Source organism: Nitrospira sp. (assembly GCA_016715825.1).
In the GTDB taxonomy this organism is placed as follows: Bacteria; Nitrospirota; Nitrospiria; order Nitrospirales; family Nitrospiraceae; genus Nitrospira_D.
This window is the reverse complement of the sequence record JADJXO010000001.1, coordinates 437,891-454,553: the sequence shown is the minus strand read 5'-3', so window position 1 is coordinate 454,553 and position 16,663 is coordinate 437,891. Positions and strand designations below refer to the sequence as shown.

The following is a 16,663-nucleotide window of genomic DNA, read 5'->3' as shown; positions in this document are numbered from 1 at the left end:
GCTCTTCTCGTCTAGACGGGCGGCAGACGTATCTGAGTGACCGCCTATGGCTGATAGCACTTCAGAGAAACCAATGACTACTATGCCGAACACGGGTCTCATTGCCAGGTGGCAAAGCATCCCGCTGTATGTGCGCATTGTGATCGCTTTGATTCTCGGCGTCGTAGTGGGCTTGATGCTCGGGCCCGACGCGGTTGCTCTGGCTGTGCCGGGGAAGTTGGTGTTGCGCCTTCTCGGTGCGCTCGCGCCACCGTTGATTCTCACGGTGATTGTGCACACGTTCATGACGACACGGCTCAGTGGTCCACTCGCGGCCCGGCTACCCCGGTTGTTATTACTCAATACACTGGTGGCGATCACGGTTGGTCTCACCGTCGCCAACGTGTTCGAGCCAGGGCGAGGAGTGGGTCTTACCCCGCCATCTCCACATGAGAAGACCATGAAGGATGCCAATCCGCTTGCCCACTTTCTTGAGAATGTGCCCAAGAGTCTGCTGGGACCGCTCGGTGACGACGGGAAAGTGATCGGCGTAATCTTTATCGCCGTGGCGTTTGGGATGGCGCTCCGCAAGGAACGGGAGCGACCCATCATGACGGTGGGACACCTCGTCGAGGTGTTCCTGGACGCGCTGATCAAGATTCTTCACTGGATCATCGCGGTCGTCCCTGCTGGCGGTTTTTGGCATTGTGGCAAGCATCGTGGGGACAGAGGGGTTCACGCAATTCAAAGCCCTGGGGACCTTTGTCCTCTGCGTGCTGTTGGCGTTAGTGATCCAGGCGTCGTATTACCTTCTTCGCATCCGCTTCGGGTCATGGGTTCGTCCAGGTGAATTGCTCCGTGGGGGGCGTGATGCGCTGGTGATGGCCTTTTCGACGGCCAGTTCAACAGCAACAATGCCGGTGACCTACGCCGTCCTGAAAGATCGTGTGGGACTGCGTGAGCAGTCCGCCAGCATGGGAGCGCTGGTCGGGGCAAATTTCAACAACGACGGTACGGCGCTATATGAAGCCATGGCGGCCTTGTTCATTGCCCAGATAATCGGGATGGATCTGAGTCTTCAACAGCAGATGATGGTGGTGCTGACGAGTATTATTGCGTCAGTCGGTGCCGTAGGCATTCCTGAAGCGGGCCTTGTCACCATGACCATGGTCTTTACTGCGGTCGGATTGCCAGTTGAATACATTTCCCATCCTGCTCACCGTGGATTGGTTCCTTGATCGCTGCCGCACCGCGATCAACGTCATGGGTGACATGAACGTCAGTTGCCTCTTGGATGGGAAGCAGAAGCAAGAGCCTGTTCCATGACTATAGGTTTGGTCACTGGTGTTTGTGTACCTGTGTGAGGGGCATACATAAATCACGATTTGACGCGAGATGGCAACGCCTCTTTTTGAGAGGTTGGAGGGACAAGGATCTGACAGTCACGATTCTTTTTCCCTAGTGCTAGGCAGATAGCATTGAGCAGGCCCGAATCCGTTATAGCGAAGGCATCACCTTCTATTTCATATTCTTTTTCTTTAGGCACACTGTTCACCAATTCCGATCGAGTATTTCGATATAACTTGTCGCCATGTTTTGGCTCGATCTCCGTTTCCCACGTCTGTTCACCCATCATTACAATCCATTTGACATCATTTTTCAAAGCCGATCTACTGCATCAATAGTATTTTGGCAGACCACAAAGTTATATCTCCCCGGGGTTTTTCTTATGATCTCTCCCAGTACATGTTCATACACCGTGCCTTGGACAGCGCATATTCTGTCTCCTCGCCCTATCTCCTCGGTGCGTTTCTTTTCGTCATTTGTAAGAAGTACTGGCTTTGATGGTGCATACTCCACGAAATGGATTCCATTCCCCTTCCGATAGCCCGCTTTTGAAATATTCCCAAACGCGAGATCAAGCTCGCCAGCCTTCAGATCGAGAAGCAATTTGTGATCAATGTCCGAATACCGTGTCACAACTGGTTTGAGGTCAGGCATCCCGCTGCTATGCATGGACTTAATAACGCCGCAGAGGACATTGGTCTCGTTAACCGACAAACCATCAAAAGGCTCAAAAGGCTCCACACAGAAATCCTTTCGCACTGAGTCTTTGCTTTCTAACTTCACTTGCGAAACGTTGTAGGTGCCGATTCTGATTTTCCCAGTTGTCCTGATACGCTCGTATGCAGTCGGATAGATTGTAAACACGGAATATGGTCCCCAACTGCCTTCGGCACGCAGCTGACCAGATGAATCCATCTCTCCTTCTATCACTCGCCAGAGAAAGGTACCCCCATTACCCAACTTGTCAGAAAAGAGCTATCGGGTACCATGCCGCCTCTCCTGCAACCCGGGCCTTTATGGTTTTATCTCTACGTAGAGGGTATGCAGCATCTTTTATCTCAATGATCGAATGCTTGGGGGAGTACGAGCCCGTGCTATTACCTTTCGCACTATCCCGCCATGTTAGGACTGCCTCTCCTGTAGTGTTGGCTCTTTTGCCATTCAGAATAATGCCAGCATCCTGTATCGTAAGGATCGAACCCCTGGGATTGGACTGGTCTATGCCATTTGCGGTTGTACTATAGTTCCATTCCATTTTGGCGTAGGGTGCGATTAATGACTGATGATTGCCAGGCGTCTTGATCTGTGGATTGGCTTCCAAGTGTGAGAGTACCGCCGCCAAGCGTTGTTGTGTTTGTTGCAACTCGGCCGCGTACTGTCTACTCGTGGCACTTATTTTACCCCGCAGGTCCATAATCTCCCTATCTTTTAGATACAGAAGAACACATCCGGATATGACAACGGAAAGGAGGAGTAGCAGCGACACGAGATATCCTGGCTTTTTGCCCAACCAACCGATAAAAGCATTAATAGCTCTAATGTCAGGTCGTGGGTCATAAGATAACACCAAGTCAAGAATGTAGAAGCAGCTAGACTTCAACTTCCGGTTAATTTCTTTTAGTGCTTGTTGCATGGGGATTCAGCGCTTGGGAAGAATATACTGAGAGGGTTAAGTTGTTCGAGAACTCTAAGGTAAAGGGAAGGATTCCAAAAAGTTTTTCGTTCTTCACGATAGATTGTGTAAATTCTATTCAGGAACTCACCCTGAGAACCACGCATGGAAACATCCTCCTCAACGATCTTATCCAAATGAAGACACAGCTCTTTGTTCGCTGTTGCGATAGCATACAGAGGAGAATATCCTAATTCTTTCTCATAGAATTTTCTCAATTCCCAGTACAGAGTGCCGCCACTAACAAATTGATATTGCCCATTTGAGTCCTTTAATTCTAGTTGGTGCCTAGCATCCTCATCTGACGTATAAATGAAGTCGAGGATGCCACCTTGGAGATCCCTGTGAAGATCCTGCAGCAATAATTCTCCTACTATCGAAAACGGTGTTGACTTCTTTAGATGTACAAGCGCCTGCTCAGTTACGGTACCTGATAGAACGCCTATGGTTGGCTCCATCCCCTGGAGGCCCGGTTGTACTCGCTTTGGAAATAAAGATCGGCAATGCATCGTGGTATCCTCGAGTGAAGAATACGCCGCGTTGTTCTCGGTACTTTGCGCGAGTTATTTCCCCAATAGCATAATCGACCTCTCCTCTGACTACTCCCTCGACAAGGGCTGCATAGGTAGGATATCGGACATAGTGTATCTGTTCGTTCTTCTGTTCCTCTTTGTGTTTTAAATAATCTTTGAAATATTTGTCCTGAATTTGATTAACAAGATTCTCCTCAATCTTGACCAGGTTATTATCCTCTCTAGCCCCGCCTATTTTCTGTTCCAAAACACTTCCCTCGACCACCCCTACTCGTACTTCATTCATAACTGTGACACGGCTATCAATTGACCGAAACACTGTGAAGATGAGATATGAGCTCCATTCTTCAAATATTGTTCTATTCCCTTTACCATCGGTATCCACCCGGGCAACGCGCCACGCGTACGTCCCTGTATTTTCGATCGGCACTTTGACACTATTCACTCCGGGCTGTCAAGTAAAGTGTCTTCTCGTCCACTTTCGTCTGGTCCAGAGTATCCGCATCTAGCTTATGCGGGCCACAATGCGATTTCGTATCGCGTTTTGTTTCAGAGTTCTCGGAACGATTATTATTTGAAATCTCTGCAATGCAAACAACCTGCACCAGATATTTGTGGCGGTGTTTCCGATCTCGATCCACCCACTCTAGTTCTAGATTAATTTTCTCTTCATTCGGTCCTAGCAGCAGTGACATCTCGTTCTTCGGAAAGATTGGGAGAGGACTTCGCACTCGCTCAGGAATTCGCTCCTCTAGTTGATTCTGCATCTCGCTCAGGACCCGTTCGTATATAGCTTGATTTTCTGACTGCTGCCTCTCCAAAGCGGCTATTTCAAAATGGCAGGTCGCCAGGATGATAGAGAAAATGGCAGTTGTCACGCTGGAGAGCGTAAAAATAGGGCTAACTCCGATGTGGTCAAGCAGGGCTGTACACCAAGCGAGTAATCGTTCACTGAGCCCCGGCTTCTCTCTTTTTTCTTCACCCTCATTCGTACAGGGTGGTGGACCGGCTATTCCCATCTGCGAGTCCTTAATATTAATCCGTTGCAACAGAAATAGTCCCGCGAATCCACTGGAAACGGAAAGTGAAATGTTCCTGTCCCATTGGTGATCTGTGCTTCTTGTGCTGTAGGTACCGAATCCTCATTACTCTGTTCACCCCACCGATATCGAATGCCGTTGAGATCCAGATTGACAGGGACTGCGAGATGGAGCCGATCATTTAAGATAGCCTCTCCTTCGAATCGCGAGGTGCGGACAAGACCCGTGTGGGTATAGTGAGGTACGACTTTGATTTGAATGGCCGCTCTTAAGTAACGATCCCCACCATTAGTCGCGGTTTTGAGAGATCTTAGAAAGCCGGTGAAGAGATGCGTTTCTTTTCTGGACTCCTTCTGCACATATGTTCCGTTTGCCCCACGACGAATGGGAACAATGATGGAGCTATTGTCGATGTCACGCCGCGTATTGAGATAAGTCGGCAATCCACGAATCGCGACATGGACGTTGATTTCGAGATACTCAATTTCTTCACCCAGGTTGAGGTTGGGTAAATCTCGTTCGACTGTCATGGGTGCCAAACTCACTTCAAACCGAATATCACCAAACAAGAAACGGACGAGGTTTTGATAGCCTTCTTCACTATTCACGAGTCCGAATGGGCCGGAGTGTGCCCGATGCACGTAGGCGCGAGCAGAATTCTGAATATAGGCGCTTTCAATGGCGACGAGACCATCGCTGGCTGGTCCCACCGCATGCTTTGAAACCCAAATCACATAATCCTTGTAGTTGGTCCCGATAAGACAAAAGATCTTGTCCTCGTTGATATCGTTGCGGGCAGCCTTAAACTCATGAAGCTCTTGCTTCTTATTAAGCGACAGGAAGCGACGCATCGTGCCTGGTCCAAACGTGTCAGATCCCTGAAATCCGATGAGGTCCCTGATATCTTCGGCCCACCCAAGCCCATGTCGGAAAACGAAGCCTTTGTGAGGGGTGCCATAGGTAAACAGAGTATTGACTGGTGTTGGAAGATAGGGTCTGAGAGTGCTTCGCTTAAACAGTGATCGGTTTTGCAGATAGCAACGAGCAACTAGCCCACCCATACTATGAGCGACAAGATTGACCTTAAACTCCTTCGGAGACCCGCAGGCCAGTTTCATCTTGTGAAGAAAGATAGCAAGCTTTTCAGCGTAATCTTCGACCTCAGGCCGCCTGGCAACTCCCTGCAGCTGAGACTCTGAATCATAGAACCGGAATATCCAGAGCGTCTTCCTCCAATCCCCGTCGAGCTCAGATCTGGAGATTGGTTCATTTGTCGAGGTGAGATAGCGATTGAAGGTATTTACATACCCCTCGTCTTCAATCAGCCTCACGACTGGGCTCTCGAATATGCATCCCAGGGCGACATCAGATCCCAATTTATATTGAGGTTGATCCCAACTCAAATCCATAGAAGGAGAGTTAAACGTCGACTCGACTTCCCCTGCGTCATAGCATAGCCGCGGATGTATGCGATGGGATACTTTTCCACTAAAAGACACCTTTCTTAAATCCACCTGCAGGTCCCGGATACGGCTGTATCTTTGCAGCACATTGCCACTGCAACTGCAATATGTGCCATGACCCAAGGATGAACACTGACACACAGATACAGGTGAACAGTTTGTCGGCCATGTTGCGAAACCCTCCGTCGAGGCTAAATTCAGCTCTTAGCATGCTTCCTTCACGCCACCAATCAGTACGGAAACAGACTTTCCCATTCGACCAACGAACCACCCTGACCGAGACTCTGAAAATGGCCGGTCCGATTCTCATCGATCATCAACGTCGCGAACGTCCCGCCTGGACCAAACCGCCCAACAAATCCATGACCGGGTGTTTCGAAATCGGGGTTGTGATTGGGGAATTTCGCGGCGTACGTCTTCCAGACTTTCCACGGCTCCGTGCCGTTCTTCGATCGCCACGTGACCGCGAAGGCCTGCACCGCGAGATCACCTTGCGTCAAGCTCTTCACTTCCAGTTTGAGAATATCGTCGATGTTGTCGTCCGGATCCAAGTTCGCGATGAAGATACCGGCACCGTCAACCGGATCATTTAGTGACGGGTTCAGCGTCCGCCATTGTGCTCGTGCCGAATCGGACACGGACCAATGCCCACCCATATTGGCCACTACATCCGTGACACCATCACCGTTGAAGTCGCCGAAACGCAGTTCACTGAACGGTTTGGCCGAATTCCCTACGAGCTGCCAGTCGGGATGTGAGCGAGTCCACTGAACCATTGCCCATCGGAATTTCGCCAGAAGGCGTGGGTATCTGGTTTCCTGACGCCGGGACGATGATCGCGCTGGTTGGGATCAAAGCGCCCAAATTGCACCTCGCGTACTGATCGACCAAAGGCCCCGAGCTCTTTCCATTCGTCCCCTGCCACCGACCGACAGGCGCCAGATCCCCGTGTCTGAATCGGACATCACCCCGCAGCGAGTGGCGCCCTCGAACTGGCCCAGCCGAAGGTTCTTCAGGTCCTGGTCATCCTGCCTCACATACGTCCAGGGATGTTTCCCCCCGCTCGAAAACCACCAGGTCACGCCGGTCGGTAAAAATAGATCGTCGATGCCATCTCCCATCCAGGTCGCACACGGGGCGCAGGCCCAAGCGGCCGAAGGTCTCCACGTTGTAGCGATTGTTTTCCGATATTTTGACCCTGCAGCACTCCCCAGTAAGGTTGATCGTAAGTTTGATCGCCGCACCCTTATCAGACCGGGCAAAAATATTGTGATCGATGGTCGCAAGATTCGTCGGATTGCCCCGAATCTTGATATCCGTATCCTTTTTATACTGAAAGGTGTTGTCGCGCAACAGCGATGTCCGGCCAGCGGCGCCACAGTTATAGACGGAGTCACTGAAGATGTCGGCGATACCGCAGGTATCGGTGCCATGGATATCGAAAACATGTGTATCGCGATTCCCAAACGATCCATGATAGCCACCACCTTTGAGAATCAAATTCCGTTCAGCCTGGTAGCCTCCCATGTAGCCATTGGCCACGACCGAATGGCGGTTGAAGTCGAACACATTCTGATAGCTCCTCGACCAGGCGGAGGGGCCGGTCACAACCCCATATCCAAAAGCAGATCCCCATCTGATTTCCGTTGATTGTGGTGGATATAGTTGTCGTGGATCAGAACACGGATCGGGTCCAGATCGCGATCTGGAATGCCCGGACCCGCAGCAGGATCGTCCACGCTGATTGCGGCCACACCCCATCCGGCGACTTCCATGTTGGAGATCTCCACATCATGGCAGCCTATGATTCTGATGCCATAATTCTTCGTCTGCTGATCCTCAAAAAGTGGGTCCAGGACGCGGAATCTGAGATCCTGGCCCCATCTCCATCAAAACCGCCAGTGCGTGGCTTCAATCAACGTCGCGTCGATCCGCTTTCCTTCGTACCAAGACCGGACCTGGTGAGTTGGGAGAACGTGCCGAGTTGGGGAGTGCTGAGGCTTGCTGCAGCGGTGGAGCGTAACTAGCTATAGTCACACATCGGGCGAGTCGAAGGACCGGTTCGTTCTCGCGCACGAGGCTGGAGACATCCATATCGAGATCCGCCGCCAACAACGCACGATCGTATTCAGTGTTCCCACTGCGGTCACGAGCTCGTTGAGTTCGGTATCGGTATTGCTGTCGATCGTGACGATCTGACGCTCCGACGGGCACATGACGGCTTGTGGGGAAGGTCGACGCGGTCTCACCTTGATCGAGGTAATCTTGTCGTTGCCGACGACCTGTCCGTTCATATCGGCGATGTCCTGCGTAAAAATCTGGCACGCACCGCCGAAATTGTCATGCTCACCACCACCACCTCCACGTTTGGGCCGAGGCGGAAAGAGGAGATGGAATCATTCGCCAATCCGGTGCTGATGGCCGTAGGAAATTCGCCGATACTGAGGGTGCTGCAGGGCCCGCTAAACTTCCAGTCACCAAAGAATGTCACTTGCGCATCGCCGGTGGAGCACAACGGTTGGCCCTGGAGTCGCACTCTCACGGAGGTGATACTGTCATTACCGACCGCGGTGTTCCCAATAGACGGCGTGTCGGAGGTCAGCAGACTGCATGTTCCACCGTAAAAGTCATGCTCACAGACATGAATTTCGGTCCCTGGGCCCACGCGAATCGACGAAATCGAATCGTTCGGCAATCCGATCGATGCCGCGGTGGGAAAGTCGCCGACCGAGAGCACCCGACAAGCCCCCGAGAAGTGGTCGTGCACATAGATCCCGACCTGCTGAGGGCCGGGAAAGCACGGGGGCAGCGTTCCGATGGGCTGGACCTTCAGAGATGTGATCTGATCGTTACCGACGGAGGAAGCTGCCAGGTTCGCGGAACTGCCAGTGATGACCTCGCACCGACCACTGAACTGATCACCCACACAGGCAACGACTTGCGCACCGCTGCCGACGCGAATGGACGAAATCGAATCGTTGGGCAGACCGATCGATTCGGACGTGGGGTAGTCGCCGACATCACGGGTGACACACCGACCCAAAAAGTCGGCATTGGTGTAGAACGACGCTTGATTGGCTCCGGGTGGGCACTGATTGGTCCCGAGCGCCTGAACCTTGAGTGACGTCACGGCATCGTTTCCAACGCGTCGATCGTTGAGAAAACTCACGTCATGATCCAGGAGGATGCAATCCCCTCTGAATTGGACATCTTTGCACACGATGACTTGCGCGTGGCGCCCACCTGAGCGACGAAATCGAATCGTTGCGCAGACCGATCGATTCGGACGTGGGGTAGTCGCCGATACTTCGTACCACGCAGGACCCACGGAAATTCGCGTCCGTACGAATACATAGTCGGCTGAACATAGCGTTTCTCCCTAATAACCGTAGGTGTGCATGCCAAATCTCACGCGCTAAACACTTCCCATCCAAGTACCACCGGTGCAGATCTAAAACGCTGTCTTCGCTTCGTTCCCGTCGGTCGTTGAGACATAGAGCCGTTCAGCGGCGCTATCTCCGATATATCACTCTTGCTTAGGCGTACACCGGCCAGTGCGATACTTGTCACGGCCGAGAAGTTCCAATCTAAGTTGAGTCACAGCAATGTCATAGATACCGTCCTCATTGACTACCTCCGGTTCCGATCCCGCAGCGTTCGCATGATCTGCTTAAAATCGTCGCCGTCCGGTGCTGGAGCAACACGCCTCTCCAAAGCAGCGCTTGGTACCGGTAAAGGTGGTACAGGAATGCTCGGGATGCCCTGCCGAGGGGTTGAACGGAGTACCACCGATAGATCGTTCGCTGCCGCGACCCGTTCGCCAAGATCCGGAGGATTGGCACTCATAAATCGACGGGCAATCGTCTTGGCGATCGACGTATGATCGAACACTACGCCACTGGCTTTCCCTTGATCGACCCACGGCGAGATCACAAAGGTCGGCACCCGTAACCCATAGTGATCGATTCCGGAGACCGGCTTGGCCTTCTCCCGGTAGCGTGAATCCATCGGATTCACATGATCATAAAACCCACCATGCTCGTCATACGTGATAATAAGGAGCGTCTTCTGCCATTTCGGCCCCTGCATGACGGCATTCACCACGCGGCCGATCAGATTCTGCCCTGCGGTAATATCAGCAGGCGCCCCGTCGTCGTTATCTTGTCCATCCGGTTCATCGATGAAGTTGGGATCGATGAACGACACAGCCGGTAAGGTTCCTGCCTGTGCAGAGGCGAAGAACCCCTTCGTCGGTTCATCTGCGTCCGACAAAGTGGTCATCGGTGGTATACCGCGAGAACAGGCGTAGAGCAATAGCGGTGTTCATAGTATCGCCAGTCCACCCCAGCTTCTGTCAGATGGTCGAAAATCGTTCGTGTGGGTACTGGCTTGAACGCATCTCAGAAAAATTGTCGAATTCAAAGTTCCCGAAAAGAATCTCGGTTCAGCCGACCGGTTAATGTATAAAAGCGGTTACAGAATGTGGGGCCAGGATGGGCGGAAAACCATCGGTGGCAAATCAGAAACTCACGGGCTAATGCATCGTAGACTGGCACACGCGTCGCGTTGTGATACCCCATAATTCTGCCGGGATCTACGGCAGGATATTTCCTGGCAAACGAGCCCACGAAACCTTCGCAAGTGCCTCCAGAGATCTGATTCACGACACCATCGTGACTGTGATCGGGGCTTTCGAGGAAGGTCGTGTCAGGCAATACGAATGATTGATAGTCCTGTCCCTGATGACGATTCTTCTCGCCACCACGCAACCCATCAATGTCTGACCGACCGCCGTGCTTACTGAGGTACCCGAGCATGTGATCGAACGAGCGGTTCTCCATCATGAGCACGACGATGTGATCGATGTTCACTAAGGGACCTGGGTCAAGGGGGGGCTGAGGGATTTCTGGAAATGGTTCTAGCTGACCAGGTGGGATCATGTACTCAATGGTGAGACCCTGTGCATCATTCGCCATTCCGACCACGGTAAAATCTCCGCCGGTAAGCCACCGTGTCGCAATGCGATTCAGCGCATCACGATTTTCTTTCAGCGTATCTGCAATCTTCCCATTGAACTTACCCTCTACCCCTGAGGCAAATACCCCATCCGGTAGAGTGAAAGTTTGGATCAGGGGCCCAGGGGAAAACGACTTCGAGTTGGCCAAGATCCTTCGGTTGACCATCGCGCAACTGTGACGTGTACCCTTTCGCTGGATCGTCAAACAAGAGATCAACGGTACTATGCCGATGGTCGCCACTCCCAAGGTTATGAAACCTCACCTTGAACAAGGGGCGTTGTCGCTGGTTGAAGAATAGGTCCAACTTTCGTTGCACAAAGTCCCATGCCAGCACTTTCCTTCTGATCGCAGATCGGGAACCAAAGTCCTGCAGCACAAACTGCGCGGGGTGGAATCCCCCACTCCCGTTGTTCAACGCCACCCAGACCCCGTCGTGCCCAAAGCCGATAATGTCCGCCTTCCCATCACCTGTCAGGTCCGCGACGAACCGCGGATGCTGCTCCACCCGCCAGCCTTGGTTGTAGCCCAGCTCCTGCAACACAAACTGCGCCGGGTGGAATCCCCCCCACTCCCGTTGTTCAACGCCACCCAGACCCCGTCGTGCCCAAAGCCGATAATGTCTGCCTTCCCATCACCTGTCAGGTCCGCGACGAACCGCGGATGCTGCTCCACCCGCCAGCCTTGGTTGTGGCCAGCTCCTGCAACACAAACTGCGCCGGGTGGAATCCCCCACTCCCGTTGTTCAACGCCACCCAGACCCCGTCGTGCCCAAAGCCGATAATGTCCGCCTTCCCATCACCTGTCAGGTCCGCGACGAACCGCGGATGCTGCTCCACCCGCCAGCCTTGGTTGTAGCCCAGCTCCTGCAACACAAACTGCGCCGGGTGGAATCCCCCACTCCCGTTGTTCAACGCCACCCAGACCCCGTCGTGCCCAAAGCCGATAATGTCCGCCTTCCCATCACCTGTCAGGTCCGCGACGAACCGCGGATGCTGCTCCACCCGCCAGCCTTGGTTTTAGCCCCGCTCCTGCAACACAAACTGCGCCGGGTGGAATCCCCCACTCCCGTTGTTCAACGCCACCCAGACCCCGTCGTGCCCAAAGCCGATAATGTCCGCCTTCCCATCACCTGTCAGGTCCGCGACGAATCGCGGATGTTGATCGACCCGCCAGCCTTTGTTGACGATGAACTCCGTAAGCACGGATTTATCCTGGGCAAAGTTTCCGTCACCATTGCTTAACGCAATCCCCACGTCATTATCGCCGAAGCCGACAATGTCCGCCCTACCATCGCCGTTCAGATCTGCCGCAAGCCTAAGGTGCTGTCCCGGGTGCCATCCCTGGGAATTGAAACTGGTCAGGGCCATGCGCGGCTGACTGAACGTACTCCCGCCTGTATTCACCGCGGTCCAAACCCCATCTCGGCCGAAGCCCACGATATCCGCCTTACCATCGCCCGTGAGATCCGCGACGAAGCGGAGTTCCTCCTCCCCCCAATTCTGACCTGTCCAACTCATCTTTCTCTCCTCTGCAGCGAATCTGCGTGGTTTCTAACACCATCCATCAAGTCACGTGGTCGGTTTTGCCCACCGTGCGTCGGCCGATCGTTCTGTTCTGCACAGTAGCCACCCGCTGGTACAGCAAAGCATGTGCCGAAAACAGAGAGCGTGCGTTATTCCCTATTTGTTGACACTTTAGGGACGTAGGTACTTATGCGAGGCCGGGAATCTTACATGACCATCTGTATCTAATTCTACGTATCCGTATCGATTGAGATACACCATCACTAACACCGAGCGGATGAGCGGGGATTGTTTCGTTGCTTTACACTTTGCTCCACCTCCGTTGACGCTGTTCTCGGCGCAGTGCTAGGGTGATCGGATGTCATCACCTGCATCTGACAAAAAAACCTAACCGGCTCATCCACGAAACGAGCCCCTACCTGCTGCAACACGCCTACAATCCGGTAGATTGGTATCCCTGGGGTCCGGAGGCACTGAAGGCTGCCAAGGAACAGAATCGGCCCATCTTGCTCTCGATCGGCTATTCCGCCTGCCATTGGTGCCATGTGATGGAGCGGGGGCCATTGCCGAGCTTATGAACCGCTGGTTTGTCTGCATCAAGGTCGATCGTGAAGAACGGCCTGATCTGGACGACATCTACATGGCGGCCACCGTCTCCATGAATCATGGACAAGGAGGCTGGCCGATGACGGTGTTTCTGACGCCGGATCAAGAACCCTTTTGCCGGGACCTATTTCCCGCCGGAAGATCGATGGGGCCGACCGGGCTTCGGCTCGCTGCTCAAGAAGATCGCTGACTATTGGGACACGCGTTCATCAGAGGTTCAAGCCCAGGCCAAAGAGATCACCCACCAACTCCAGGCAACACGAGGGATCGCCTCCCCGATTTCGGTCAGCGAATCGGTGCTCCTCGAATCCGTGGCCCAGTTTCAGGAAGAGTTTGACGAGACCCATGGCGGGTTCGGCACCGCGCCGAAGTTTCCTCCGGCTATGGGGCTGTCGTTTCTACTCAGGAGTCACCGACGTTCGGGTGATCCCCGTACGCTCACGATGGTGACCAAGACCCTCGACATGATGGCGGCAGGGGAATCTACGACCACATCGGCGGTGGGTTCGCGCGCTACTCGACCGACGCGCGGTGGCTGGTTCCTCACTTTGAAAAATGCTCTACGACAATGCCCTCCTGGCTCGCGTCTATATCGAGGCCTATCAAGTCACCCAGAAACCGCTCTATCAACAAGTGGCCACCGAAATCCTCGACTACATCGGACGGGAGATGACCGGTCGGACGGTGGGATCTATTCCTCCACAGACGCTGATTCCGAGGGGGTGGAAGGAAAATTCTTCGTCTGGACACCTGATGAAGTCCAGGACGTGCTCAAGAACGACGAAGACGCGCGCCGTTTCTGTGCGCTCTACGATATTACGGCAGCGGGCAATTGGGAGCACAAGAACATTCCCAATCGCTTGCGGCCTATCGAAGATGTCGCCAGACAGCTCAATCTGACGACCGATGAATTGGTGGAGACGGCATCGCGTGTCAAACCCCAGCTCTACAAGGCCAGAGCGCAGCGCATCCCGCCTGGACTGGATGACAAGGTGATCACCGCATGGAACGGCATGCTGTTGTCGGCGATGGCTGAAGCGGCGCGCGTCTTTGGAGAAGCCCGTTATCTGGAGAGCGCCAAACGAACGGCCGAGTATCTGCTGCACCATCATGCCAAATCGGATGGTCGACTGCTCCGGACATCTCGAGCCGGTCGCGCCCACCTCGACGCCTATCTGGAAGACTACGCCTACGTGGCCGAAGGGCTGATCGATCTCTACGAAGCCGGTGCCGACGAATCCTATCTCCATGCTGCGGCGCGACTCGGAGAGCTGCTGATCACGGACTTCATGGATCCGGAACAAGGCGGGTTCTTCACGACAGCCCGGCAGCACGAATCACTCATTCTCCGGCATCGCGACGGGACGGATGGTGCGGTGCCCAGCCCAAACGCGGTGGCTGCTTCTGCTCTCGCGCGCCTGTCCTTCCACTTCGATCAAGACGAATGGCGTCGCGCCTCGATCTCCGCGATCCGTGCCTACGGACGGCACATCACACGGTATCCGCGTGCCTTCGCCAAAAGTCTGGCGGTGGTGGATTTTCTCACGGAAGGGCCGGTGGAACTGGCCATCGTCCCTGGTACATCCGTCGATGCGCTTCACGCTCTCCGCGCCGCAGTCGCCCAGTGCTATATTCCGAACCGCGTCGTGGCAACCAGCTTACCCGGCCACTCCTCGGCCTTGCCACTCCTGAAAGACAGAACAGCCGTTTCCGACACCGCCACGCTGTACATCTGTCGGAATTACAGTTGCCGCCAACCGATCACCGATCCCCGCGTCGTCGCAGAAGCCTTGATTCAGGAGCGCACAACCACGCTCGGTCAGGATCGGGAACCACAGGTTCTGCAAGGCGCCACACTCTCTGGATGTGCCACGAGCCAAGGCACCGCCGCCTATGCGTCCCGCATGATGGCGCGAGACGGCGCATCGGAACTCGCCCACGCCTTTACCAGCTTCGGCACGACCGGGTTGACGACCACACGAGTCGGATTCGGTACCTACCGAGTCGAGACACACAACACCGAATACCGCGACGCGCTGCGGCAAGCCTTGCGAAGTTCGTGCAATCTAATCGATACCTCGACCAATTACACGGACGGTGACAGTGAACGACTGGTGGGATCCGTGTTGAGCGAACTCGTCGCATCCGATGAGATTCACCGGGACGAAGTGATTGTCGTGTCAAAAATTGGGTATGTTCAGGGACAGAATCTAAAACTTGCCGAGGAGCGAGAGAAGGCCGGACGCCCTTGCCGGAAGTCGTCAAATATGGGGATGGAATCTGGCACTGCATCCATCCGAGTTCCTGGCCGACCAACTGACGCTGTCACTTGATCGTCTCGGCCTGACCACACTCGATGTCTGCCTGTTGCACAATCCGGAGTATTATTTCTCGGAGGCCATACATCGCGGAGACACAGATCAGGAGAAACTTCGCACCGAATTTTATGCCAGGCTCGAACGTGCATTCCGGTACTTTGAAACTCAAGTCAGAGAGGGCCGACTGCGGTATTACGGCGTGTCCTCCAACACCGCCGCATCCCCATCCGGCGACCCGGAGGCAACCTCGCTCGACCGCATGATCCAAGCCGCCCAGTCCGCAGCTGAATCGGTCGGATCGGCACGTCATCATTTTCAGGTCCTTCAGTACCCCATGGATCTCTTCGAATCACGTGCCGCGCTGACCGCCAATACGGGACCGTCCCATTCACAAACCGTTCTTGAGTATGCCACCCACAACCACATCGCGGTGCTGGTGAATCGGCCGCTCAATGCCATGGTGGGACAGAACCGGATGCTCCGACTGGCCGATCTACCGCTGGACGAAGAGCCGATTGATTTCAATCGCCATCTCGGGGAACTGGGCGCGCTTGAACAGGACTACCGAAGCTCCATCGCGCCGCATATCGAAGGCATTGGAACGGACCTCACACCAACAGACTTCTTCAAGTGGTCGATCGAACTGCAACGTGTTCGTCCTCAGATCCAAGGGCTGGAACATTGGGAACAGATCGAACACCGCATGATCGCACCTCAAGTCAACCAGGTGTTCCAACGCCTCGAGCGTAGCCTTTCAGGAGACGTCGCCGAGCGCTGGACTGCCTGGCGCCAACGCTATGTTCCCATATTCCTGACGCTGCTACGTGGACTCCGTCACGAAGCGACGGCGCGGAGTCGTGCACAGGCCGACCGTGTCACGGAGACCATTGATCCGTTTCTACCGGCACCACGTCTCGCCTCCTCACTGTCGCAGAAAGCACTCTGGGTCCTCTCCAGTACGCCAGGAGTGACCTGCGTCCTAAACGGCATGCGCACGACACGGTATGTAGAGGATAGTCTCTCCATCTTGAAGTGGGAACCACTCAAAGAGACAACACCTATTTATGAGGGCATGACGAAGCTCACGTTTTGAGCGAACCATCATCCTATTATTTTCCCTGAGAGATCGGCATCACAACCCACAGGCCTGCGTGGTGCCACGCG

19 protein-coding genes and 2 pseudogenes are annotated in these 16,663 nt (G+C 54.1%); 4 read left to right on the top strand and 17 right to left on the bottom strand.

The annotated features are described in order from the left end of the window. The first annotated feature begins 73 nt into the window (after window positions 1–73). Window positions 74–1,305, top strand: a pseudogene (locus IPM58_02170) (dicarboxylate/amino acid:cation symporter). Between the two features lie 52 nt (window positions 1,306–1,357). Here the strand turns inward: IPM58_02170 and IPM58_02165 are convergent. The 10 genes from IPM58_02165 to IPM58_02120 all read right to left on the bottom strand — a co-directional run bounded on the left by IPM58_02165 (window position 1,358) and on the right by IPM58_02120 (window position 7,809). After that, window positions 1,358–1,642: a hypothetical protein gene (locus IPM58_02165; protein MBK9305907.1), complete on the bottom strand. Its 285-nt coding sequence runs from the start codon at window positions 1,640–1,642 to the stop codon at window positions 1,358–1,360. Then, window positions 1,639–2,241, bottom strand: a complete 603-nt coding sequence (locus IPM58_02160; GenBank protein ID MBK9305906.1) for an ABC transporter substrate-binding protein — start codon at window positions 2,239–2,241, stop codon at window positions 1,639–1,641. The genes IPM58_02165 and IPM58_02160 overlap by 4 nt, the downstream gene beginning before the upstream one ends. A gap of 49 nt (window positions 2,242–2,290) precedes the next feature. Next, the gene (locus tag IPM58_02155; GenBank protein MBK9305905.1) at window positions 2,291–2,812 is read right to left on the bottom strand and encodes a hypothetical protein; all 522 of its coding nucleotides are present in this window, start codon (window positions 2,810–2,812) and stop codon (window positions 2,291–2,293) included. A 131-nt stretch (window positions 2,813–2,943) separates the two neighbouring features. Continuing rightward, window positions 2,944–3,360: a hypothetical protein gene (locus IPM58_02150; GenBank protein MBK9305904.1), complete on the bottom strand. Its 417-nt coding sequence runs from the start codon at window positions 3,358–3,360 to the stop codon at window positions 2,944–2,946. A 55-nt stretch (window positions 3,361–3,415) separates the two neighbouring features. Then, on the bottom strand, window positions 3,416–3,961 hold the full coding sequence (locus IPM58_02145) for a hypothetical protein (GenBank protein MBK9305903.1): 546 nt from the start codon (window positions 3,959–3,961) through the stop codon (window positions 3,416–3,418). Window positions 3,962–3,968: 7 nt separating this feature from the next. Continuing rightward, window positions 3,969–4,550 carry a hypothetical protein gene (locus IPM58_02140; protein ID MBK9305902.1) on the bottom strand — a complete coding sequence of 194 codons (582 nt, stop codon included), beginning with the start codon at window positions 4,548–4,550 and terminating at the stop codon, window positions 3,969–3,971. Beyond that, entirely contained in the window at window positions 4,541–5,902 is a 1,362-nt protein-coding gene (locus tag IPM58_02135; protein MBK9305901.1) for a hypothetical protein, read from the bottom strand. The genes IPM58_02140 and IPM58_02135 overlap by 10 nt, the downstream gene beginning before the upstream one ends. 362 nt (window positions 5,903–6,264) lie before the next feature. After that, window positions 6,265–6,810: a hypothetical protein gene (locus tag IPM58_02130; protein ID MBK9305900.1), complete on the bottom strand. Its 546-nt coding sequence runs from the start codon at window positions 6,808–6,810 to the stop codon at window positions 6,265–6,267. Between the two features lie 247 nt (window positions 6,811–7,057). Then, entirely contained in the window at window positions 7,058–7,603 is a 546-nt protein-coding gene (locus IPM58_02125) for a hypothetical protein (GenBank protein ID MBK9305899.1), read from the bottom strand. A gap of 35 nt (window positions 7,604–7,638) precedes the next feature. After that, window positions 7,639–7,809: a hypothetical protein gene (locus IPM58_02120; protein ID MBK9305898.1), complete on the bottom strand. Its 171-nt coding sequence runs from the start codon at window positions 7,807–7,809 to the stop codon at window positions 7,639–7,641. An 18-nt stretch (window positions 7,810–7,827) separates the two neighbouring features. Between IPM58_02120 and IPM58_02115 the strand changes: the two genes are divergently transcribed. Continuing rightward, on the top strand, window positions 7,828–8,061 hold the full coding sequence (locus IPM58_02115) for a hypothetical protein (GenBank protein MBK9305897.1): 234 nt from the start codon (window positions 7,828–7,830) through the stop codon (window positions 8,059–8,061). A gap of 6 nt (window positions 8,062–8,067) precedes the next feature. On the opposite strand, the gene IPM58_02110 is transcribed toward IPM58_02115, so the two are convergent. The 7 genes from IPM58_02110 to IPM58_02080 form a co-directional block, all read right to left on the bottom strand. Continuing rightward, window positions 8,068–8,328, bottom strand: a complete 261-nt coding sequence (locus tag IPM58_02110; protein ID MBK9305896.1) for a hypothetical protein — start codon at window positions 8,326–8,328, stop codon at window positions 8,068–8,070. After that, a complete protein-coding gene (locus IPM58_02105; GenBank protein ID MBK9305895.1) occupies window positions 8,325–9,362 on the bottom strand; it encodes a hypothetical protein in 1,038 nt (345 codons plus the stop codon). The genes IPM58_02110 and IPM58_02105 overlap by 4 nt, the downstream gene beginning before the upstream one ends. A 302-nt stretch (window positions 9,363–9,664) precedes the next feature. Beyond that, window positions 9,665–10,315 (bottom strand): hypothetical protein, encoded by a 651-nt coding sequence (locus tag IPM58_02100; GenBank protein MBK9305894.1) that lies wholly within the window; start codon window positions 10,313–10,315, stop codon window positions 9,665–9,667. 137 nt (window positions 10,316–10,452) lie between these two features. Continuing rightward, window positions 10,453–11,199, bottom strand: coding sequence for a hypothetical protein (locus IPM58_02095; protein MBK9305893.1), 747 nt, complete (start codon window positions 11,197–11,199; stop codon window positions 10,453–10,455). Beyond that, window positions 11,111–11,593, bottom strand: a complete 483-nt coding sequence (locus tag IPM58_02090) for a VCBS repeat-containing protein (GenBank protein ID MBK9305892.1) — start codon at window positions 11,591–11,593, stop codon at window positions 11,111–11,113. Before IPM58_02090 ends, IPM58_02095 begins: the two co-directional genes overlap by 89 nt. Window positions 11,594–11,690: 97 nt before the next feature. After that, window positions 11,691–12,053, bottom strand: coding sequence for a VCBS repeat-containing protein (locus tag IPM58_02085; protein MBK9305891.1), 363 nt, complete (start codon window positions 12,051–12,053; stop codon window positions 11,691–11,693). Window positions 12,054–12,068: 15 nt separating this feature from the next. Further along, window positions 12,069–12,569, bottom strand: coding sequence for a VCBS repeat-containing protein (locus IPM58_02080; protein ID MBK9305890.1), 501 nt, complete (start codon window positions 12,567–12,569; stop codon window positions 12,069–12,071). A gap of 374 nt (window positions 12,570–12,943) precedes the next feature. On the opposite strand from IPM58_02080, the pseudogene IPM58_02075 reads away from it, so the two are divergent. Together IPM58_02075 and IPM58_02070 are read left to right on the top strand one after the other, a co-directional pair. Then, window positions 12,944–15,514, top strand: a pseudogene (locus IPM58_02075) (DUF255 domain-containing protein). Continuing rightward, on the top strand, window positions 15,399–16,592 hold the full coding sequence (locus IPM58_02070; GenBank protein ID MBK9305889.1) for an aldo/keto reductase: 1,194 nt from the start codon (window positions 15,399–15,401) through the stop codon (window positions 16,590–16,592). The pseudogene IPM58_02075 and the gene IPM58_02070 overlap by 116 nt, the downstream one beginning before the upstream one ends. The last annotated feature ends 71 nt before the right edge of the window (window positions 16,593–16,663 follow it).

What these genes read in the sequence shown, in the direction of transcription:
- IPM58_02160 (MBK9305906.1), bottom strand. Translation starts at nt 2,241, where the DNA reads ATGGATTCATCTGGTCAGCTGCGTGCCGAAGGCAGTTGGGGACCATAT.
- IPM58_02140 (MBK9305902.1), bottom strand. Translation starts at nt 4,550, where the DNA reads ATGGGAATAGCCGGTCCACCACCCTGTACGAATGAGGGTGAAGAAAAA.
- IPM58_02130 (MBK9305900.1), bottom strand. Translation starts at nt 6,810, where the DNA reads ATGGTTCAGTGGACTCGCTCACATCCCGACTGGCAGCTCGTAGGGAAT.
- IPM58_02120 (MBK9305898.1), bottom strand. Translation starts at nt 7,809, where the DNA reads ATGGAAGTCGCCGGATGGGGTGTGGCCGCAATCAGCGTGGACGATCCT.
- IPM58_02115 (MBK9305897.1), top strand. Translation starts at nt 7,828, where the DNA reads ATGGCAGCCTATGATTCTGATGCCATAATTCTTCGTCTGCTGATCCTC.
- IPM58_02110 (MBK9305896.1), bottom strand. Translation starts at nt 8,328, where the DNA reads ATGAACGGACAGGTCGTCGGCAACGACAAGATTACCTCGATCAAGGTG.
- IPM58_02100 (MBK9305894.1), bottom strand. Translation starts at nt 10,315, where the DNA reads ATGACCACTTTGTCGGACGCAGATGAACCGACGAAGGGGTTCTTCGCC.
- IPM58_02080 (MBK9305890.1), bottom strand. Translation starts at nt 12,569, where the DNA reads ATGAGTTGGACAGGTCAGAATTGGGGGGAGGAGGAACTCCGCTTCGTC.